General features: G+C 45.6%; 22 protein-coding genes. 8 read left to right on the top strand and 14 right to left on the bottom strand.

Annotated features, from left to right (window positions below; translation table 11 throughout):
* Positions 1-73 precede the first annotated feature (73 nt).
* Both QUB16_RS19610 and QUB16_RS19605 read left to right on the top strand, forming a co-directional pair.
* On the top strand, positions 74-433 hold the full coding sequence (locus QUB16_RS19610; protein ID WP_333318625.1) for a hypothetical protein: 360 nt from the start codon (positions 74-76) through the stop codon (positions 431-433).
* Positions 434-787: 354 nt separating this feature from the next.
* Positions 788-1,207: a hypothetical protein gene (locus QUB16_RS19605; protein ID WP_333318623.1), complete on the top strand. Its 420-nt coding sequence runs from the start codon at positions 788-790 to the stop codon at positions 1,205-1,207.
* A 68-nt stretch (positions 1,208-1,275) separates the two neighbouring features.
* On the opposite strand, the gene QUB16_RS19600 is transcribed toward QUB16_RS19605, so the two are convergent.
* Positions 1,276-1,665, bottom strand: coding sequence for an SCO4402 family protein (locus QUB16_RS19600; protein ID WP_333318621.1), 390 nt, complete (start codon positions 1,663-1,665; stop codon positions 1,276-1,278).
* A gap of 16 nt (positions 1,666-1,681) precedes the next feature.
* Entirely contained in the window at positions 1,682-2,005 is a 324-nt protein-coding gene (locus QUB16_RS19595; RefSeq protein WP_333318619.1) for a hypothetical protein, read from the bottom strand.
* An 86-nt stretch (positions 2,006-2,091) separates the two neighbouring features.
* Between QUB16_RS19595 and QUB16_RS19590 the strand changes: the two genes are divergently transcribed.
* Both QUB16_RS19590 and QUB16_RS19585 read left to right on the top strand, forming a co-directional pair.
* Complete coding sequence (locus QUB16_RS19590) at positions 2,092-2,418, top strand: nucleotidyltransferase domain-containing protein (protein ID WP_333318618.1); 327 nt, start codon at positions 2,092-2,094, stop codon at positions 2,416-2,418.
* Complete coding sequence (locus QUB16_RS19585; protein WP_333318616.1) at positions 2,415-2,804, top strand: HEPN domain-containing protein; 390 nt, start codon at positions 2,415-2,417, stop codon at positions 2,802-2,804. The genes QUB16_RS19590 and QUB16_RS19585 overlap by 4 nt, the downstream gene beginning before the upstream one ends.
* On the opposite strand, the gene QUB16_RS19580 is transcribed toward QUB16_RS19585, so the two are convergent.
* The 3 genes from QUB16_RS19580 to lpdA all read right to left on the bottom strand — a co-directional run bounded on the left by QUB16_RS19580 (position 2,801) and on the right by lpdA (position 5,597).
* Entirely contained in the window at positions 2,801-3,376 is a 576-nt protein-coding gene (locus QUB16_RS19580) for a hypothetical protein (protein ID WP_333318614.1), read from the bottom strand. The two genes, QUB16_RS19585 and QUB16_RS19580, sit on opposite strands and share 4 nt — an antisense overlap.
* Positions 3,373-3,864 carry a DUF4365 domain-containing protein gene (locus QUB16_RS19575; RefSeq protein ID WP_333318612.1) on the bottom strand — a complete coding sequence of 164 codons (492 nt, stop codon included), beginning with the start codon at positions 3,862-3,864 and terminating at the stop codon, positions 3,373-3,375. Before QUB16_RS19575 ends, QUB16_RS19580 begins: the two co-directional genes overlap by 4 nt.
* A 296-nt stretch (positions 3,865-4,160) precedes the next feature.
* Positions 4,161-5,597 carry a dihydrolipoyl dehydrogenase gene (lpdA, locus tag QUB16_RS19570; RefSeq protein ID WP_333318610.1) on the bottom strand — a complete coding sequence of 479 codons (1,437 nt, stop codon included), beginning with the start codon at positions 5,595-5,597 and terminating at the stop codon, positions 4,161-4,163.
* 433 nt (positions 5,598-6,030) lie between these two features.
* On the opposite strand from lpdA, the gene QUB16_RS19565 reads away from it, so the two are divergent.
* Entirely contained in the window at positions 6,031-6,321 is a 291-nt protein-coding gene (locus QUB16_RS19565) for a hypothetical protein (RefSeq protein ID WP_333318608.1), read from the top strand.
* A gap of 462 nt (positions 6,322-6,783) precedes the next feature.
* Here the strand turns inward: QUB16_RS19565 and QUB16_RS19560 are convergent, their stop codons facing one another.
* The 5 genes from QUB16_RS19560 to QUB16_RS19540 all read right to left on the bottom strand — a co-directional run bounded on the left by QUB16_RS19560 (position 6,784) and on the right by QUB16_RS19540 (position 14,028).
* The gene (locus QUB16_RS19560; RefSeq protein ID WP_333318606.1) at positions 6,784-9,066 is read right to left on the bottom strand and encodes a lipopolysaccharide biosynthesis; all 2,283 of its coding nucleotides are present in this window, start codon (positions 9,064-9,066) and stop codon (positions 6,784-6,786) included.
* A 194-nt stretch (positions 9,067-9,260) separates the two neighbouring features.
* Positions 9,261-10,781 carry a polysaccharide biosynthesis/export family protein gene (locus QUB16_RS19555; protein ID WP_333318604.1) on the bottom strand — a complete coding sequence of 507 codons (1,521 nt, stop codon included), beginning with the start codon at positions 10,779-10,781 and terminating at the stop codon, positions 9,261-9,263.
* Between the two features lie 185 nt (positions 10,782-10,966).
* Entirely contained in the window at positions 10,967-11,677 is a 711-nt protein-coding gene (locus tag QUB16_RS19550; protein WP_333318603.1) for a cyanoexosortase B system-associated protein, read from the bottom strand.
* Between the two features lie 8 nt (positions 11,678-11,685).
* Positions 11,686-12,561 (bottom strand): cyanoexosortase B, encoded by an 876-nt coding sequence (gene crtB / locus QUB16_RS19545; protein ID WP_333318601.1) that lies wholly within the window; start codon positions 12,559-12,561, stop codon positions 11,686-11,688.
* A 306-nt stretch (positions 12,562-12,867) separates the two neighbouring features.
* Positions 12,868-14,028 carry a DegT/DnrJ/EryC1/StrS family aminotransferase gene (locus tag QUB16_RS19540; protein ID WP_333318599.1) on the bottom strand — a complete coding sequence of 387 codons (1,161 nt, stop codon included), beginning with the start codon at positions 14,026-14,028 and terminating at the stop codon, positions 12,868-12,870.
* Positions 14,029-14,226: 198 nt separating this feature from the next.
* Between QUB16_RS19540 and QUB16_RS19535 the strand changes: the two genes are divergently transcribed.
* The 3 genes from QUB16_RS19535 (at position 14,227) to QUB16_RS19525 (ending at position 17,251) form a co-directional block, all read left to right on the top strand.
* Positions 14,227-15,264, top strand: a complete 1,038-nt coding sequence (locus tag QUB16_RS19535; protein WP_333318597.1) for an NADP(H)-dependent aldo-keto reductase — start codon at positions 14,227-14,229, stop codon at positions 15,262-15,264.
* 174 nt (positions 15,265-15,438) lie between these two features.
* Positions 15,439-15,963, top strand: a complete 525-nt coding sequence (locus QUB16_RS19530) for a hypothetical protein (protein WP_333318596.1) — start codon at positions 15,439-15,441, stop codon at positions 15,961-15,963.
* Between the two features lie 961 nt (positions 15,964-16,924).
* The gene (locus QUB16_RS19525; protein WP_333318594.1) at positions 16,925-17,251 is read left to right on the top strand and encodes a hypothetical protein; all 327 of its coding nucleotides are present in this window, start codon (positions 16,925-16,927) and stop codon (positions 17,249-17,251) included.
* Positions 17,252-17,346: 95 nt separating this feature from the next.
* Here the strand turns inward: QUB16_RS19525 and QUB16_RS19520 are convergent, their stop codons facing one another.
* From QUB16_RS19520 to uvrB, 4 genes are read right to left on the bottom strand one after another with little or no spacing between them, the layout of a single operon-like run.
* On the bottom strand, positions 17,347-17,745 hold the full coding sequence (locus QUB16_RS19520) for a DUF2281 domain-containing protein (RefSeq protein WP_333318592.1): 399 nt from the start codon (positions 17,743-17,745) through the stop codon (positions 17,347-17,349).
* A complete protein-coding gene (locus QUB16_RS19515) occupies positions 17,742-18,086 on the bottom strand; it encodes a DUF6883 domain-containing protein (RefSeq protein WP_333318590.1) in 345 nt (114 codons plus the stop codon). Before QUB16_RS19515 ends, QUB16_RS19520 begins: the two co-directional genes overlap by 4 nt.
* A complete protein-coding gene (locus QUB16_RS19510; protein WP_333102431.1) occupies positions 18,083-18,286 on the bottom strand; it encodes a DUF433 domain-containing protein in 204 nt (67 codons plus the stop codon). Before QUB16_RS19510 ends, QUB16_RS19515 begins: the two co-directional genes overlap by 4 nt.
* A 16-nt stretch (positions 18,287-18,302) precedes the next feature.
* The gene (gene uvrB / locus QUB16_RS19505; protein ID WP_333318588.1) at positions 18,303-20,315 is read right to left on the bottom strand and encodes an excinuclease ABC subunit UvrB; all 2,013 of its coding nucleotides are present in this window, start codon (positions 20,313-20,315) and stop codon (positions 18,303-18,305) included.
* Positions 20,316-20,415: the final 100 nt, after the last annotated feature.

Genomic DNA, 20,415 nt, shown 5'->3' with positions numbered 1-20,415 from the left:
ACCGACTTTTTCCGACTGGCAAAAAGGAAGTTTTTGCAGATGATATTTACATAAAGATTTCCACTCAACAGTTATGAAAAGTATGAAACGAATTTTCGGTGTTTTTTTCGTTATAGGTTTAACTATTTCGACCCTTGCTTCTAACCTCCCAACAAAAGCCCAAAGCAGTGAAGACATCCGTGTTTTTCTCAATCCAACCGAAGGAGAGAATATTCCTGTTGATGTAGTAGTAAAAGGCGCTAGTGGGCTAAATCAAAGAGCACGTCAGCAAGGCGCCAATGCTTTTTGCAAGGCAAATCAATATACCCAAGCCGTAAGTTTAGATTTTGCTCGTGATAGTACCGTCGGCACTATGCAGTGGAATCCAAAAACTTCTGAATGGGAATTTTGTGAAAAATGTACAATGTACCTGACCAAAGTAACTTGTAAGTAAGCCGATTATTAAGCTAGCGAAGCTACAACTAAGTACCGTTCTTATATCAATAGTCCGGACAGTTTTTAGGTTCTAGTCTGAAACCCCTCGTTTTCTGTAGTTGGCAGCTTGATTGCCAATTCCCAGGAGTGAAATAAGAAAAAATGTAAACCGCTCGTGGCGATCGCCCTTCTATTGTTGAGGTGCGATCGCTCTTTTTTTGAGTATCACTAATTCTTTTTCTCCAACACCATAGGGGATTTTTACCGCTTTGACAACCATTGATAAGACAAACTATAGTGAGTAGGAGAAAATCGGAGTGGGGTATTTGGTATAACGAAATAATCCCGATCGCAGACAACCCAATGGAATCTGATGAATGCAGTAACTGTGACCAATCACCAAAGTTGGGATGAACTTGCTCAACTATTAGCACCGATCGCCCTGAATCACGTCATAGAGAAACATCTAGAGTCCTGCAATTACAAAATACGCGGTTATTGGGATAGTAATAAGTTTTATGAAGAGATAGCTTTCATTCATCCAATCTGTGCTGAGTTGATCGGGCGATCGATCGGCACGAATATCATCAACAAGCATTCCACTTCTCACTGGATTAAACTTAAATTTTTACTCAAAGCCGATTTATCTGCGGTTGAAAACAACCTGGTTAGCGATGATGGCGATGATGAAATTGGCGAACTGACTCTGATTTTAGATACCAATCTCAAAATTATTGATGAAAACTGGTCGCTCGTCGATCTCGAATCCCCTTTTGTGGTTGCCAAAATTTAGCCAGATTTGCAGCCATTCTGCCTAAAGTGCGTGAAGGGTAGCTATCCCGTCGGGAATCGCACTTTAACTTAAACCTTAACCGCTTCCTGCGATTTAATTTCCATCGCCTGCAACGCTCTCGATGCCGCCTCAACTACGCTTGTCCACTCATAACATTTAATATACTCCTCATCAGAAGCTTCTGTCCCCAACGCCTCAAAAACTAAGTCTATAGCCTGACAAACTGCTGAGATCAAACGGGCTTCTTTTTCATCTTCAATAATTACTCCGATCGCCGCATCCGGGTTTTCTGCCAACACAGTATCGTCGTAAAGAAAATGAACCGCCTCATCAAAACTGTCGGACTCAATTCCGGGCGGATAATCGCTCTCTAGCCAAACTTTATGTTGATATTCTCTATCTGCCAAACTGCGGAGAGTTTCTAACAACTCCTCTCTCATTTTCGGATACTTTACCATACAACTTTCTCCTTGACTAAGGTGCGTACCAGGTTTGCCATTGCAACCATTCATCTAAAGGGATGTGAGCTTCTGTGGGATTATTTTTGATGCTACCTGCGATGGGTTGACCATTTTTACCGATAACTTGACCGTCTTTTCTAAGAATAACGTGGTCTACCTGCTGAGAAGGAAAACTGCTATCTGCATCCCCTTTGTCAATCCTTACACCATTTCCCTGATTTGTTGGATCTCGCCACCGCCAACCAGGTTTCTTTTTGTTTGGCTGTGCATCGCCCCAGGATTCGGGTATTTTCTGGCTAGCTGCTTCTGGAAATGTCCAATCTTGACTTGAAATCACCTCGCACCTGGTTTATGCTTAATCCTGTTCCTAGACAGGAATTTTAGCACAGAGGATATATCGACCTTAAATAATTTATCACAAATATGACCATTAACGATAAACTTAAGAACATACTGATGCAACTTCGATCGCACTTCGAGCAACTCTACGGCGATCGCCTCACCCAAATGGTACTCTACGGTTCCCAAGCCAGAGGCGATGCACGCCCCGACTCTGACATTGATATTTTAGTCGTCCTCAAAGGGCAAGTAAACCCAGGCGAAGAAATTAAAAGAACCAGCCACATTCGAGCCGATTTGTCGCTCCAAAATGATGAAGTGATTAGCTGTCTGTTTATGGACGAACAGCGATTTATACATTACAACGGGCCTTTATTGAGGAACATTCGTAAAGAGGGAATAGCTTTATGAAACCCGAACAATTAGACTTGCTTCTGAAAGCTCGTCAAAGTCTATCGGCGGCAAAGCTATTACTAAATAATGGTTTCCCAGACTATGCAGCATCTCGCGCTTATTATGCCATGTTTTACATTGCTGAGGCATTTTTAGATGGCGAAGGAATGTCATTTTCCAGCCATGCTGCAGTAATTGGAGCTTTTGGCCGAGAATTTGCCCGCACAGGAAGACTTCCTGCTGAGTTTCACCGATTCTTAATCGATGCTCAAGACTTGCGAAATAGTGGGGATTACGGGGGACTTGATACTGTCACTGTCGAGCAAGCGGCAGAGCAAATTAACTGCGGCGAGCAATTTCTAGAATTAGCCCAAAATGCGATCGGCACTCTACCGCCAGTCTAAATAACTGCGCTCGCAATTTCATCTCCTTTAGCTTCCTCCACCATCAAAGCAAACTCCCGCAGATTTTTCACAGCAAAGTATCCGCCCTCTTTGACAAAATCGCCGCCGCAAGTGACGGGAATTCTTTCCTGATAAGCTTCCCGTGCCAAATTGAAATCATTTTCTTTCAATTCGAGATAGATTTTCTGCAACTTACCCACAACAAATCCCATCATCGCAACCTTACCAAATTTCTCCCCTTCTTCCCGATCGACTTTCACAACAAATCCCTGAATCTCAGTATTGTCTAACGAAGTAATTAAATCGCTTAAAATCTCTAACTGAGAACTATTTTCTGACACTTCCAGCGTCTTGATAGCATCTCCCATCCGAGCTGGATAATCCGCAAACTCCCTTGTCAAAGGTAGCCCGATATCAAACACATCTCCTGCATCATTTTTTTTGACCCAAATCGCTCCTTTATTGTCGTAAATTCGGCTGTGTTCGTGCCAGCCATTTTTTTGTAAATATGCTATAATTACATTCACATCTAAACTTTTGAAAACTTCCAAATCCCGTACAGTTACTTTCATGGGAAACCTCCTTTGCTAATACGCTGCATAATTGACTCAAGAGCCTGTGGAGTAAAGTGATTCCGGCGGGGCAATTCAACAGTAATGCGATTTATATTTCTAGTTTCAGGCATTCCCCTCAGCGATACCCAATAGGCACAATGTCTAAGCAACATTTCCTGTTCTGACTGTTGTATCCATTCCCCTATATTTTCCGGTACTAAAACGACAACCAGCAGGCGGGGAATAAAGGCAGTGACTCTCAAGTCGTTGTAATTTTTGACATTGAGCGGATATCGCACAGATTCAGCATCGAGTACATCTCTTGAAGTACATTTTAACTGCAATTCGAGGCGGTGCGGTTGCATTGGATCGCTGCCGATCGCCTTGATACAGAGATCCACGCTATCATAATCATTCTCAGGTCGATCTACAGAACAGCCGGCCACTGCCGCCACAGCACGGACATAAGCCTTGCTAAATAATTCTTTGCGTTGATTCAGTTCCATTTAAACACAATTCTCAAAAAGGGGCGGTCACGATCGCACATTGGTGTCAACAAACACGTCAAACATAGTACCAGTCTTTTGTTGCTCCGATAGGCTTTCGATCCCCCCTAGCCCCCCTTAATAAGGGGGGGATAAGAGCATTCAAGCCCCTTTTAAAAAGGGGTGAAATGGATTTCAAAGTCAACCCCTACTCCCCTTCTTAAGGGGGATTTAGGGGGATCTAGACTGGAATGCAAACGAGTTTTCTCAAGGGTTTAGACTTAAGTTGACACTAATCGAGACACTGCCCCTACAGATTAATGACTACCCGCTCCAGCAGCCCGTTTGAAAGCCTCATCCAACACTTCCGAAAGCGTCGGGTGAGTGTGCACTCGGAATGCTAAAGTGTTCACAGAATCGCGCTGGGCGATCGCATTTGCCGCCTCCTGAATCAAATCCGCAGCGTGCAAACCGAAAATGTGAACTCCCAACAACTCTCCAGTATCTTTCCGGTAAATCACCTTAGCCATACCGTCAGTTTCACCTTCAGCAATAGCCTTAGAATTTCCCTTAAAATAACTCTTGACAGAACCGACATCAAACCCTTCCGTTTTTCCTAACTCTTTGGCCGCAGGTTCCGTCATCCCCACATAGCTAATTTCCGGGTGAGTAAACGCCGCCGCCGGGATACTCAAATAGTCAACTTCGCGGGCACGGCCACAAATATTTTCCACTGCGGCAATTCCCTGAGCAGACGCAGAATGCGCTAACATCATCTTGCCATTAACATCGCCGATCGCCCACAAATTTTGCACCGGTTCTCCCGCCGCCAAAACCTGCATCTTATCGTTAACTGGGATATAACCGCGCATCGTTTCCACGCCAACAGTTTCTAACCCCAAATTCTTGCTCACCGGAACTCGGCCAGTTGCTACCAAACAAGCATCTACTTCCAAAACTTCGACAACTTCCTTAGTTTTGAAATCAGCTAATTCAATAATGACCGGCGAACCCGGAGTAATCTTCTTCGCCAAAACACCTACTTTTGTTTCAATATCGCGGGGTGCAATTAAGACTCGTTCTGCTAACTTAGCAATATCCGGGTCAAAAGTCGGCATCAATTGGTCTAAAGCTTCAATCATCGTAATTTCGCAGCCCAGGGCTGTGTAAATATCCGAAAACTCCAAACCGATATAACCGCTGCCAATAATTGCAATCCACTTCGGCAGCGATTCCAACCTGACAGCATCATCGCTGGTAAAAACAGTTTTGCCATCAATTTCTATCCCAGGGGGGACGAAGGGAATCGAACCGGGAGCGAGAATAATATCCTTGGCGGTAATAGTTTTCTCGCCTTTATCGGTTTCCACGGTAATTTTTTGAGCACTGGCAATTTTGCCCCAACCTTGGATGACATCCACGTTCAAACGTTTGAGGCTGTTGGTCAAGTCGCCACGAAGTTTGCTAACAATAGTATTAGCGTGATTGGCGATCGCCCCGCGATCGAAATCCACACTCCCCAACTGAATGCCCAAAGTCTTCAGGTGGTGGGCATTCCGCAAATCTCGCACCCGCCCGGAAGCCGCCAACAGCGCCTTCGAGGGAATGCAGCCGCGGTTGACGCAAGTCCCCCCCATGTCCCCTGCTTCGATAATTGCCACTTTCAGCCCGCAGCTAACCGCGTGTATGGCCGCGCCGTGTCCGCCCACGCCAGCGCCGATAATTGCTAAATCGTAATCAAATCCCTGAGTCACCTTAAAATCTCCTAATGCCTTTGAAATCTTAGGACTCAAGCAAAAAACACCGTATTTCCGTCCTTTCGAGCTGGCGCGTTCCCATCGCAACCCTTGAACAGCGGTAATAGTTGCATAAGTCCTGTTTCCTTATTCTCGACTAGACTAGGGTTAATTAGACAACGAAAGAGCCGTAACTGAGATTTTTTCAGGGTCGATGATTTTGAGCTGGGTCTACACAAAGTCTCAAATCACTCAGTAGGCGGGTGTAGAGTTAAATATAGTTTGAAGGCTGACAATGCCCGCTGCAGGTTTTATATGGGGCAGCAAGTTCAGCCACAGGCATTCCCATCGCCCGGTTAAATTCTGTCCTCCTGCTTGTTTTAGTCGGTTTTCATGTCTAATATCTGCACGCGCCGGGGCGCACAGACTTTGTTGGCAAATTTTAGACCCTATGGAGTGGCTTATGACGGATGACGACGACCAGAAAGATTTACGCCGGGCCTCGGCTCAATCATTTTTTGAGTCCCTGGATGAATTGTTCGATTCTATAGAATCGAACAGCACTCAAGCTGCACAACCTAAATCTCCACCGCCTCCGGCTAAGTCTTCGAGTCAGTCTTCGAGTTTGCCGAAGAAGACTAGACCTGCGAAAATTAATTTGTCGGATTTTGAAGATGCGATCGCCGATTTGGAACAGTTTATCCAGAGTAAACACTCCAAACGCCCGGAATCCAATCAATAGTGCGATGACACATTTTCAAGTAATGAGTGTTGACTGTTGACTGTTGACTGTTGACAAGTGTATAATTTTAGATTAATGTTTACGCTCCCAGATGAATCTGTGGAGTCAATTTTTAATGTCAAATTCGGTAGCCTAGGAATGATTCATCTCTCTGTTCTCTGACTCTGTGTTCTCTGTGTTCTCTGCGGTTTAATCAGGCCAAAGCAACCAGAATTGATATCAATCTAAAATCTAAAATCTAAAATCTAATAGCATAGAAATGATTCATCTCTCTGTTCTCTGACTCTGTGTTCTCTGTGTCCTCTGCGGTTTAATCATTCCAAAGCAACCAGAATTTATATCAATTCCCAATCTAAAATCGACGGGCTGTTAACGGTGCTTTCGGCTTAACCTGCTTAGGTTGCACCTAAAAAACATTCACATTTTCTTGAGGATTGCTTTACAAGAATCAAGCCAGATAAATTATCTCAATTTACTATTAATAGCCTTATTTTTAGGCTTTGAGTGCTGCGGTAATTGCCTCGATCGCACTTCGATCGCGCGATCGCCGATCGCACTCAAAGGCAACTCCCATTCATCAATATCAATATCATTGCGGAACTTCACCGCAATATCAGCACCGTTAATAATCGCTCCCAACAGCCGCGGCCCAGATTTATGCGACTCGTCCTCCTCAGATTCCAGCAACTGATCCGCAGCCTCAGACAACATACTAGACAAAGTGTAACCAGGCCTCGCCACCAAAATCATACCGTCCGTGTACGGTTCCAGCGTCAGCGCGTCGTTGCACTCGCTCAAAGCCGGAGAATCCACAACCACAAAATCAAAGCGGTTGCGAACATCCTCAAACAATCTCCGCATTTCGCTTGATTCTAGTACGGCGGAGGCTTGTCGCAAAAAGCCGGGACTCGGCACGACGTATAGGTTCTCTACCTCTGGAACCAAAAGGACGCACTCGCTAATATTGCCGTAATAGTGCAAAGGTTCCACCGCCGCCAAAGGATCAGCAGAAATTTTCAAAGATTCAACGTTAGAAGGCGATCGCAAATCTGCTTCAATTAGCAAAGTCCGTTTACCCGATCGAGCCGATGCAATTGCCAAATTGTAAGCACTAAAACTTTTCCCCTCCAAAGGCGCCGCCGAAGTCAACAACACCACCTTCACCGGTTTGTCCCCAATCCGGCGCAAATTAGTACGCAACCGCTCGTAAAATTCCAAATAGGGAGAATTGGCCTCCAGGGCCAAAGGCATTTCATCGGCGTAGGAATCAAACACCGTCACTTCAGGCAAAACTCCCAGTATCGGCACCTCTTTTTCCACCAAAGCCGCCCGCACTTCTTCCCAACTGTAAAACTTGCCGTTGAGCATCCCCAACAAAAATATCAACCCCCCGCCCAGCAGCAATCCCACAAATCCGCCCACCGCCAGCATCACGGGCAAACCTCTCTTGTTTGACTCAACGTCATCAGTTTTGGGAGGGTGGGCGATTGTCAAACTCCCCGTTGTCTCAGCTACCGCCGCCTCAGCATCTACCAAAGCCGACTGCATCTTATCGTAGAGAGCTTTTTTGAACGCCACTTGCTGGGCTAACCGCGCTTGTTCTAACTGCTTGTTGGGGATTGTCGCGTGTTCCCGACGCAATTCTTGTTCAGTTTTCTCGATTCCTTGGAGTTGCTGTTGCACAGTATCCCGCTGCGTTTGCAAAGCAATCAAACTTTGAGCTAACTGCTGTCTGGCCGGATCTAAAGAAGAGTCTACCCGAATTCGAGCGGCACTTCTGAGCGGAGCCGCCACCCCGTTACCGCCGAGTACCTCAGATTGCCGCTGCTGCAACTGCTGCTCAAAAGCAAGTTTTTGTTTGAGCAATTCTACAATTTTCGGGTGTTCCTCCTGCAAGTCGCTGCGGAGAATTTTGAGCTGAGATTCGATCGAAAACAATTGCACTCGCAGTTGGGCAATAATTGGATCGGCAGAGAGTGCTTGAGCGACGTAAGCTTGCTCCACATTCAATCCCAAGCGATCCTGCAAACTGTTAATTTGAGCTTCTATTCCTCCCAACTGCACGCGGAGTTGCCGCTGCTGCTGTTGGCTGTTGGTAATCGCTAGCGGCAAAGCACCGCTCTGAGCTGCTAAAATTGAAGTTCCTTCTCGTTTTTCGTAGGCTTCAAGTTTTGCTTCCGTCTCTCTAAGTTCCTGAGTTACTTTCGGCAAACGCTCGTTAATTTGGGCGATCGTCTCACGCAGTCTAGAAGTATTAATAGTTTTGCTGCGAGCCACCATTTCGATCATCAGCGCCTCTAGTACCACTTCTGCTTTTTTGCGATCGGCATTTTTGTACAATACTTGAATCAAAGCGCTGGGGTCATTATTCTTACTTGGCATCTTTATCTGCACGTCTTTCCCCAGCTTTTCAGCCAAAGCTTGTATTTTTTCTTTCGCTTCTTTTTTGTTTAATTTTTCTTCGGGTTTGATGAGTTTTTCTGCTGCTGCTTCAACCACCCTTCTATCCAGCAGCATATCTTTAGTTATTTCTTGTCCTTCCTGTTGAATTTTAGTAGTAGTCGATGAAAAAATCACCTTCGGCCTGTCGTAGCCCAGCGTACCTACAGCAACGTAAACGGGCCGCGGAGTTGGCTGCAAAGCAACTACTCCCGACACCCCCACAGTCACCGCGAGAGTAGCCAGTCCCACCCACTTGTATTGGTCGAAAGCAATTAAATAACGTTTAACAACGGATAAAGTCATGACGATTTTAGATTTTAGATTTTAGATTTTAGATTTTAGATTGCTAATTGTTAACGATAACTAATGATTGCTGACTAATTCTACAAATCCCCCAAAAACCTTAGAACTTTCGGTCTGCGAGCTAAACCCATATTGCATAAGTCATTCCCCATCTCAAATCGAAAATCGAAAATCGAAAATCAAAAATAGTATGACTACCTATCATTACGTGACGGGCCGAACAAATCTGTTACTCCATTTCTCAACTGCTCAAAGAACAGAATAAATCCCAAAGTATCGCGGAATGGTCGAGTAAAAGTGTTTAGTACATAACCAATGCGCTCTACCAAATTCCTACCAATAACAATCACATCATTATCTTCGAGCATCGGGTTCTGAGAAACATTGCCCTCCAAAGCAGCTTTAGCATCTATCGAACGGTTGATTGTTCTACCTTGCTTTTCGTCGAACCGAATCAGGGCTATTTTCCGCAAGTCAGCAAGATTAACAGGCAAGTTGTTGAGAGCATCCAAAAACCTGCTGCCATTTTCAACGTAGAACGAGGTCAAACCACCACTAGCGTAACTCAAAACTCGAACGTAGATCCTGGGCTTAATCAGAGTAGACCGCGAAACCAGAGCTTTGTCGTAGTCTAGGTTTTTGGTACTAGCGTCCAATTCCGGGATGACAATCACATCTCCCGATGCCAAAGGAAAATCGAACAAATCGTTACCGTTTGCGAGGGGAGTGTAGAGGTCGATTGGTTCCTCCACAGACGAGCCGTCCATCAGCGTCCGCCGCACTCGCACCTCCCGCAAATCGGCTTTTCCCGTGACTCCCCCCGCAGTCACCAAAGCAGCCGAAATTCGACCAGAACCCGCCGGAAGCGTGTAAAAACCCGGTTTGCTGACTTCTCCGGTGACAGTGACTTGGACGGGGACAGCAGCAGCAGCGAGGCTGTACCTGGATGCTAAATCTTGATCCGATTTGCGATCGGGCGTAACCTGTTTATACGGTACGACGATCGCATCTCCATCTTCCAAACGCAAATCCGGTGGAGCAATACCAGTTTGCAACGGTGTCAAAATATCAACAACTTGCTCCGCGACATCACCGGAAGGCAGAGTCCGCCGCACCCGCACCCCTCGCAGTTGGGCCGTAGGATTAGTCCCAGCAGCCGCCGCCAAAGCCGCAGGAAGCTGGGGGGTTTGCAGCGGATAAAAACCCGGTCTGGCCACTTCCCCCGTCACCGTCACCACTACGGGGCGCTGAACCAGCAAAGCAGCCGAGACTTGAGGATTTTTGATAAATTGGCCAAAGCGCTCGCGGAGGCGCTGCTGTGATTCTTCGACAGTAAGACCACGCACATTTACTGTTCCGATTAGCGGCAGTACAATTACCCCTTCAGGGCTGATTGCACCTGTAAAACCTAGCTCTGGGAAGCGCTGAACTTGAACAGAAATCTGGTCTCCCGGGCCCAGGCGGTAGGGCCGATTCCGAAAAGCTGGGTTAATATCCCGGTTGAAATTGGCAGGCGGCGGTGGCGGTACACGCAAGGGCGGTGGCGCCACGAGTCGCTCGTCTCTTGGAACAACAGGTTGAGCTAAAGCCGTTTCCGAAAAATTTTTGCTATTAAAACCCCAGAATACAGCAGCAAAAGATAGAGTCCAAGCAGTTGAATGCAGACCTGCCAAGCCAAAAGCGAGGCGATTTTTAATAGTGGATTTTTCCCGCATTTTCCGAGGATTTAACAAAGTAATATTTTGAATAAGGGTCTGACTTTTAAGTTTCATCTAAATATAGCGAGGAGAAAAAACAATAAGATATTTTCGGGCGGGTTGAACCCGGATATTTACTAGGAAGCAGTTGATTGTGGCAAAACTCGCCCACCCCCTAGGCCGATTTATTTGCACCTACGTGCTTACTGAAACCGAAAAGTTTCTGTAATTAATTTAGCCTGGACACTTTCGGCAAGAGATTCCAGCAATGGTTGAGCTATCTTAATGTCGCCCTGCGGTTGAATGGGAAGGATGATACTGACAGCAACCCAAGAGGCGCGGCGGTTCGACAGTCTAGCAATGCTGTCTTCCCAAAACCAGCGACTGGTTGTTGGAGAACCCCCATTAGGCCAAGCGTACCACTGCACGACAGCAAAAGTTTGTTGGGGAGTCCAGCTTCGGAAAAACCTCGCCTCGACATTAGGCGGTGGCTGGCCGGGTATTGGTGCTAATTTAACTGTAAACCTCAAAGTGCGATGAGAATCGGTTTGCCACCGGTGAAATCCATCGATATCTAGCCATTCCACTTGGGGCTGGTTTTTGGCGTAATTTTGAGGCAACAGCAATAAAAGGGCAATTGTTCGATCATTTTTAATTTCTTGAACTAACCATCTGTGAGCGCCAATTTGGACGTTATTCTGAACGGCTATAACCTGCCACCCAGGAATTTTTATCCCGTTTTGGCGGACACTTCTTAATTGCTTGAGGTTGGCAAGGGTTGGCGGGTTTGTCCAAGGCCATCTTCCCGTCGCGTAGCCGGGAATTGCTACTGCCCCAACTAATACCAGCAAAAACACCAGTACCATAATTTTAGATAATTGATACCGCCGCAGTAGTTTCTGTGCTGAAATCATCTGTTTCATTAATTGCCAGACTGACTTGGGAAATACTTTTCCATCCCGTTGAGGACAAGTACCAATAACCCTAGTATACAAGCAGAATACAAATCTCCGCCCCATCCGGCGTGCAGCCAAGTAAAAAGCGCCTCTCTCTCGGTTCCGTGAAAGTAGGTTAGCAAAGTATTGCGAAAAATGTTGGAAGTGATGCTAATAATGGATGTACTCACTAAAAACAAAAGGCTTTTTTTGCGAGAGTTCCAAACTCCCGTCCAATCCAGCAGAATTAAGCTGACGTAAAGACTGGTAAACAGCATTTTTAAGCCTGCACAGTGCGGAGCAACTTCTACAATGCGCTCGTTTACGTACAGATAAATTTCTTCCACTCTCACGTTGATACCAACCTTAATTAATATCCAGCCTGATGCTTCAGCAATGAATTGCTGTAATGGCAAGGCGTAGGGTTCTATAAGGTAAGGAATGTGGTTTGGCGAGGCCAGAAATACGAATAAAAGCGGCATCGCCTGCAATTGCAAGCCGGGAATTCCTTTTAAAGATAAGCAAATGCTGGCCAGCATTACGGGCAGGGATAAATTTACTAAATCGCTCAAGCGACTCAGATAAAAAAGCGTGGCTAGTACCAGCAAAAAGCCTCCCAAAGGATGCGGTGAGTTGGGTAAGCTGCGCCAGCACTTTCGGTTCATCCAAGCAATATAAGCTGCGTAGGGCAAACCAATTAGTCCGTGGCTGAAATATTCGTGTTCGAGGCTGATGCTTTTGTTGAGCCAGCCGTCGTACCAATGTACTAGCAGGGGGGCGTACAGCAGCACTAGGAGCACCGTGATACCTTCCCCCAGGAGGTATCGCTTGAAAACAATGCGAATTTTGCGCTGGATGTGCATGGTTTGAGAAGTTTTAAGATTGCCGCGCAGGAGTCGCAACGCTTTGGGGTTTTAAACTGTGAGTTAAAGATTTGTTAATTCGCCACAGAAACGCTTTGAAAACCGCACCCTACTGCTTGAAACACCTGTAGCATAAGTTTTATGAACAATTAGTAATTCCAGGGCTGTTTCATTCTCAGGAAAACCAGCCTTTTGACTCTTGTCGTGCCCTGAATGGCGACCCGACCCATCCACGATTTGTTAGGCATTTGGTGGGATTGGGGCAGCCACGGGGGGCAGCCCCTACAAGAGAATGAAATAGCCCTCTTAGTAATTCAATGATAGTACGATCGCCCGAACAACTTGCTCGATCTGAGTATTGCTCAATCCGGGATACATTGGCAATGATAAAATTTGTTGGCACAGGGTTTCTGCGTGGGGGAAGTCGCCCGGATTGCCTAAGTTTTGGTAGGCGGGTTGCAGGTGACAAGGTACGGGATAGTGTATACCTGTTTCAATGCCGTGTTGGGCGAGTTTTTCCTGGAGGGTGTTGCGGTCGATCCTCTTCGAGGGCTTCGCTAACGAGCTTTTCTCAGTAATTTGGATAACATAGAGGTGATAAATGTGACCGCTGCTGCTGTGGTTGGCGATCGGTACAATGCCTTTGTGTTTCAATGGTGCTAGTAGAGTATTGTAGTGCTGGGCGGCCTCGGCGCGATCGCGATTCCATTTTTCTAAGTAAGGCAATTTAACGTTGAGCACGGCGGCTTGCAAATTGTCGAGGCGGCTGTTGCTACCGATTTCTGTGTGCAAATATTTGCTGGGTGCTCCGTAATTGCGGAGAGTTCGCATTTTGTCTGCGAGCTCTGCATCATTAGTAATTAACATCCCGCCGTCGCCAAAAGAACCGAGGTTTTTGCTGGGATAAAAGCTGAATGCTGCTGCTTTTCCAAAGGAACCCGCGCGGTATCCTTCTCTGTGGGCTAAGTGCGCTTGGGCGGCATCTTCAAATATAATTAAATTGTGGCGGTTTGCAAAATCTAAAAGCTGCCGGGGCGATACCATTTGACCGTAGAGGTGTACTGGGATAATTGCTTTAGTTTTCGAGGTAACTGCTGTTTCGGCTGCTGTGAGGTCAATCAGGGCGGTTTCCGGGTCGCAATCTACAAGAATAGGTATAGCTTTGGCTTGGAGGACGGCGATCGCGGTGGCGATAAAAGTGTTAGCGGGTATGATAATTTCGTCGCCCGGATTAATGCCACAAGCTTGGAGTCCCAGAGCGATCGCATCTGTTCCGCAAGCCACTCCTACGCCGTATTTTACTCCTGAAGCTGCTGCAAATGCTGTTTCAAATTCGGCGAGGGCTTGACCTAAAATAAAATCTCCTTGCTCGATAATTTTTCCAAGGGTTTCTGTTATTTGAGATTGGATTGGTTGGTGTTGGAGGGAGAGGTTGACAAATGGAACTTTTGGCGGGCGACTACTCATACATCAGAGGGATACGAATTATTTATATTAACATTTAGGTGCGGAGATATTTTAATTTCTTTTTTACCGCAGAGGGCGCAGAGAGCGCAGAGGAAAAGAGGAAGAGAGGAGAAAGCCTCGCGCACTTTTCTGGAGTTGTCAATTAAATAAAACTTTTTCGGTAATATAGAATCAGATAATTTTCCAGCAATCAAACTCATGGAATACAAAAAACTAGGCGACAGTGACTTATCAGTATCTGAAATCTGTTTGGGTACGATGACTTATGGCCAGCAGAACACCGTTGCAGAAGCGGCCGAACAGCTCGATTTTGCGATCGCCAAAGGCATCAACTTTATCGATACGGCAGAAATGTATCCTGTCCCTGGAAAGGCGGAAACTCAGGGAAAAACCGAGGAATATATCGGGGAATGGTTGGCGAAACAGCAGCGGGATAAAGTCATTATAGCGACTAAAGTGGCGGGCAGAAGCACTCGCTTAAAGTGGATTCGGGAAGGGAAAAATCAGATCGATCGCCCAAATGTCGAAAAAGCCCTGAATGACAGCCTGAAGCGCTTGCAAACTGACTACATCGACCTCTATCAGATCCACTGGCCCGATCGCTACGTGCCCTTATTTGGTGCGCCGGATTACGACATCGCCCAAGAACACGAAACTGTACCAATTTTGGAACAGTTAGAGGTATTTGCTGACTTAATTAAAGCTGGAAAAATCCGCTATTTGGGTTTGAGTAACGAGACGCCTTGGGGAGTTTGCGAGTTTTGCACGTTGGCGGAAAAACACGGGTTGCCGAAAGTTGTTTCGATTCAGAATGCTTTCAGTTTGAGCAATCGGACTTTTCACCTAAATTTAGCAGAAACTTGCCGCTTTAAGAATGTGGGATTGATGGCTTACAGTCCTTTGGGATTTGGGCTGTTAACGGGTAAATACTTGAAGGGAATTCCCGAAAATTCAAGGTTGGCTTTATTTGCGGGATTCGGTCAGCGTTACGATAAAACTAATCTGAATGATGCGGTGAAAGCGTATGTTGAGATTGCGGGGAAACATGGGATAAGTCCGGCGCAGATGGCTTTGGCGTATGTGCGATCGCGCTGGTTTGTGACTAGCACAATTATCGGTGCAACCAGTCTCGAACAGTTGGAGGAAAATATCGGTAGTTTGGATGTGAATTTGGATAAGGAGATCGTAGCGGAAATCAATGCGGTGCACGCTAAGTATCCGAATCCGACACCGTAAGTTTATTACTCCCTCTATCGGCGGTTGCCACCGCTACTACACAAACAAAGTCCGCCTTCGCGGACTAAGAAATAGAGGCCAAATTTACCGCGAATTTGGTATTAGTAGGTTGGGTTGAGGTCACGAAACGAAACCCAACTTATTAAGTTTTTATATTGTTTAGGATGAACAGCGATGAATAGCAGTCAAAAATTTAATTTTAAATTATCCGAGCGTTTCTTAGAAAACTACGCAGATCCTCCTGAAGATCCATTGGGAGAGCTTTCTCATTTTGAAATGGGATGGCGATGTTTCTGTTTTGAATACAACCATAAAGTTTTCATAGAAATAGGTGAGGCTCAAAAAGAGGTATTTTTAGATCCAGATATCTGTATGATGATTGACAATTACTTTCCCAAGGAAATTGCTAAGCTATCACAAGGTCAAAAAATAGTAATAACTTTTTCTGAGAGTTGGTTTATTATTACGTTGCTACCTACGGACGATCGCATTAGCTGTACTTTGAGCAAGTTTGGAACTTCGGGCTGGGAAAAGCATTTTGAGTTCGATCGCACTCAAGTATTAAATACCCTCAGAGGATTTCTTCAGGAAGTGATGCAGCTAGCTGTAGATAAGGGTTACATCACGCTGGAAGAGAAGGACGAGTTTATTAGTCCGGCTTTTGCTAGCAGTTCGGATGCTGCGGTATTGAGCAAGTAGTTTGTTTTGGTGGTGTTTTGGGCGATCGACCTTTTTGTGGTTAATGAATATTTTAACCTTGTTTAAAATCTAATCCCAGCGCTGGGATTGGCGATCGCACTTTTTGTTGTCAATGAATATTTCAACCGCAGATGATGTACGGGCGTCTCGCCCGTACCACAAATCATGTACGGGCGTCTCGTCCGTACCACAATGAAAGAGGATGTTTTGGGCGATCGCTATTGACGCAGAGGAAATGGGAGAGAGGAGCGATCGTGGCCATAGAATCCCGAACTCAACAATTTTTCAAGTCAAAAATCCCAGCGCTGGGATTTTTCGGATAAAAGCACTTGACACTGTGCGGCAATTTTTCATATTATAGGATTTATTCGGCTTAATCATTAATTACGGTTAGATTTTGTTGAAAACGGTTAGATAAAAAAATTACATATTATACCCTACTCCTAAAACAATGTCAACGAGTTTGACATCAAATTTAATTTTAAAATTAGGAGTAGAAACACTTGTCATGTGAATTTTTAGTAGCTATAATCTAAAAAAGATGACGCCTTATTACAAATGCGTCACGTTGTTGTTTAATAACTAAGAAAATGATAGCACACAAAGATTCGCTAGTGCTAGTAATAGCACTGCTTCCTCATCCTCAAGCTAAAGAGTTAGCCCATCTGGTTAATCAGCTTCATCAAGATAGTCAAAGGAAGACACCGCCAGAGCGTCGGCTTGTTGCGAGGGCCTTGAAGCTAGCCGAGCGTCAAGGTATAAAACACAAACCGTACTTCAAAGGTATGGCTAATAAGGACATTCTCGGGTGGATTGATCAGCACTCTCCCAACCAGGAAATTAACTGAGAACAAAATAGCCTAGACAGCAGCCAGTCAGCTTACTGGCTGGCTTAGCTGTATCTAATCTACTTGTTGCAATTGCGAGTATCAATCCACCCAACACTTAGTCAAAGAAGCTAATGGCTAACATCCAAATTGCTGAAAACAGACAACTCAGTGAGCTATTTGAAATAGCACTCTCTGCTATAGCAAACTTGTTCCGCACTCTGCTTACAAAAATCGAAACAAAGGACAAAACTATCGAATTGCTTCAAATTGAGAATCAACAAAAATGCAAGGAAAATCTAGAACTACAACACAAGGTAGATTACTTACAAGATGAAAACCAGGAACTACAACACAAGGTAGATTCATTGGAGGAGGAGAACCTTGAACTGCGACAACGAGTAGATCCCTATTCGCCAGATTGTCTTTCGATTGAAGACTCTTCGGACGAGGAATATTAAACAGGGATGTAGGTAAATTCATCAAAAGTCCGATCGCCCTTTTCATCCCTAAAAATAGGAGAATGGAAAAAGGCGATCGCACTTCACCTAAATGCTTAATACGATCGCACTTTTTGCTGTTTTTCCTGCAAAAACTCCGCAAAGTCGCAGACTTCAGCCACTAACTCGTCAGGTAAATTATTTAAAACCGACAGTAAATGCTCTCGAATCCCCATCATTTCATCGGCAGATTTTACTAATTGCAACTGATGCGGATAAACTGTTTCAACACCAATCGTTTCCATAAATGCGCCCGGTTCATCCTGAGTTGCAGGCACAAAATCCCCGCCAACTTCTGCTTTCACCCATCCCCCAAATAATTCTACTAAATAAGCTTCACCGTTCTTGAAAACCTCAACAATTGTCCCGGCTGTTTGTGGCGGTGCAATCTCGCCATCAGCGAGGGCGACTGCTTCGGTTAAAGTCACTGCATCCAATAACTGAAATTTGCTCATTGCTGTCTCCCAAAGCGTTGAGGAAATGCGGTAACAAATCTAGCAATATCTTCACCAAATAAAACAATCCAACCTGTACGGATTTGCCAAGATACTCCCGATCGCCCTGTAAGTAAAATAATAGCTTGGTAGCGTTCTCCATAGTCATTCTGTCCGACTGGCTGTAACAATTCTAGCGAGATTTGGGCTATAATTGCGTCTCGAATCGCCTCCGGTGACTCAAACCCCATCACCTCCCGCCAGAATTTCTGCTTATCTCCGCCTACTCCTGCTTCCGTGGCACTGCTGAAGAGATATTGCGCCTTAGCAATGGGAAACTCTAAACGAGTGGGTGCATTCATAGCATTGACGTTGAGAGTTGATACTGGAGACTAGCTTTAATATCCTCTGCTTCCAAATAGGGATAAGCTGCCAAAATTTCCTCTACACTCATCCCATTTGCCACTAAACTCACTACCAAAGAAACAGTAATTCGCATTCCTCGAATGCAAGCTCTTCCTCCCATAATTTTTGGATCGAAGGTAATGCGATCGAACATCATATCCTCCCACTCTTCCTTAATGTCCCAATAGCTTATCCCGCAAATGCTTGATCCGATCGCGCAATTTACCCGCCTCCTCAAACTCCAACTTCTTAGCCGCCGCCTTCATCTGCGCTTCCAACCGCCCGATTAACTGAGGAATCTCATCCAAAGATAACTCGTTTACCTGTTCGTAAACCTCCTCCAACTGCTGAGAATTCAGCTTGCGCGACACATCCAAAAATGCCAAAATCGCATTACTCGATCGCTTTTTGGCGATCGGCTGCGGCGTAATCCCGTGCATCTTATTGTACGCTAGCTGAATCCCCCGGCGTCGATCCGTTTCGTCGATCGCCTTAACCATACTATCCGTCAAATTATCCGCGTACAAAATAGCCTGTCCCTGAACGTGCCGCGCCGCCCTTCCAATCGTTTGAATCAACGAACGTCCCGATCGCAAAAACCCCTCTTTATCCGCATCCAAAATTACGACTAGCGAAACTTCCGGCAAATCCAAACCTTCCCGCAGCAAGTTAACACCAATCAATACATCAAACTTACCATCCTGCAAATCTTGGATAATTTCGATGCGTTGAATCGACTGAATTTCCGAGTGCAAATACCGCACTCTAATTCCCCTTTCCTGCAAATATTCGGTTAAATCTTCCGCCATCCGCTTCGTTAAAGTCGTCACCAAAACGCGCTCGTCCCGACTTACTCTATCCTTAATTTCCCCCAACAAATCATCAATTTGTCCTTCCGTGGGGCGCACGAAAATTGTCGGATCTATTACTCCGGTAGGGCGAATTACTTGCTCTGCAACTCGGCCTTCAGATATCTCCATTTCCCAATCCCCAGGCGTAGCAGAAACAAAGATGCACTGATTCTCTTTTGCCCAGAATTCCTCTGCTTTTAAAGGGCGGTTATCTGCCGCGCTGGGCAAGCGGAAACCGTGTTCTATCAATACTTTTTTCCGCGCTTGGTCGCCGTTGTACATCCCCCGAATTTGCGGCACTGTGACGTGAGATTCATCTATCACCAACATCCAATCTTTCGGGAAATAATCAATCAAACATTCTGGCGGTTCCCCCGCATTTCTCCCTGCTAAATGCCGCGAATAATTCTCGACTCCGTTGCAGTATCCTACCTCGCGCAGCATTTCCAAATCGTAGCGAGTGCGCTGTTCCAACCGCTGAGCTTCTAATAGTTTACCCTGTTTTTCAAATTCTGCCAGTCGGTCTTCTAATTCGAGTTCTATTCCTTGACAAGCTGCCTCTAATTTATCTTCTGCCGTGACAAAGTGGCGCGCTGGATAGATATTTAAAGCCGTTGTACTTTGCAGGATTTTACCTGTTACGGGGTCAACGTAGCGAATGGCATCGATTTCGTCACCGAAGAATTCAACGCGAATAATTCTATCTTCGTAAGCGGGGCCGATTTCCAAAACATCGCCTTTGACGCGAAATTTGCCTCTGCCTAAATCTATATCGTTGCGGCTGTATTGGACGTTAACTAAATCTCGCAAAACTTGCCGCTGGTTGACTTCCATTCCTACTTGCAAAGGAATAGCCGCTTTCAGGTATTCTGCAGGCATTCCCAAACCGTAGATGCAGCTAATTGAAGCAACTACAATTACGTCGCGGCGTTCAAAGAGCGATCGCGTGGCTGAGTGCCGCAACATATCTATCTCGTCGTTAATTGCTGCCGTTTTCTCAATGAAAGTATCGGTGACGGCAATGTATGCTTCAGGTTGGTAGTAGTCGTAATAACTGACAAAGTATTCGACTGCATTGTTCGGAAAAAAATTTCGCAGTTCGTTGCACAGTTGAGCTGCCAGGGTTTTGTTGTGTGCTAGAACTAAGGTGGGTCTGCCGATTTTTTCAATCACCGAGGCAATGGAGAAGGTTTTACCCGTACCTGTGGCGCCGAGTAAGGTTTGAAATCGATCGCCAGCTTCGATGCCTTTGACAAGTTGCTCGATCGCTAGCGGTTGGTCGCCTGTGGGCTGGAAGGGCGCTTGCAATTGAAAAGATGCTGCCGCAGTTACCATAGGAAAATGTAGCTATTACCCATAAATCTTAACAAAAATGCAGATATTCTGCAATTTCTCTAAGAAAATAGTTAGACTTTTTGACACTCCCCAGCTATCA

The sequence above is a fragment of the Microcoleus sp. D3_18a_C4 genome, assembly GCF_036702415.1.
Lineage (GTDB): Bacteria > Cyanobacteriota > Cyanobacteriia > Cyanobacteriales > Microcoleaceae > Microcoleus.
The sequence above is the reverse complement of the archived record's forward strand: the minus strand, read 5'-3'. Positions and strand labels throughout refer to the sequence as shown.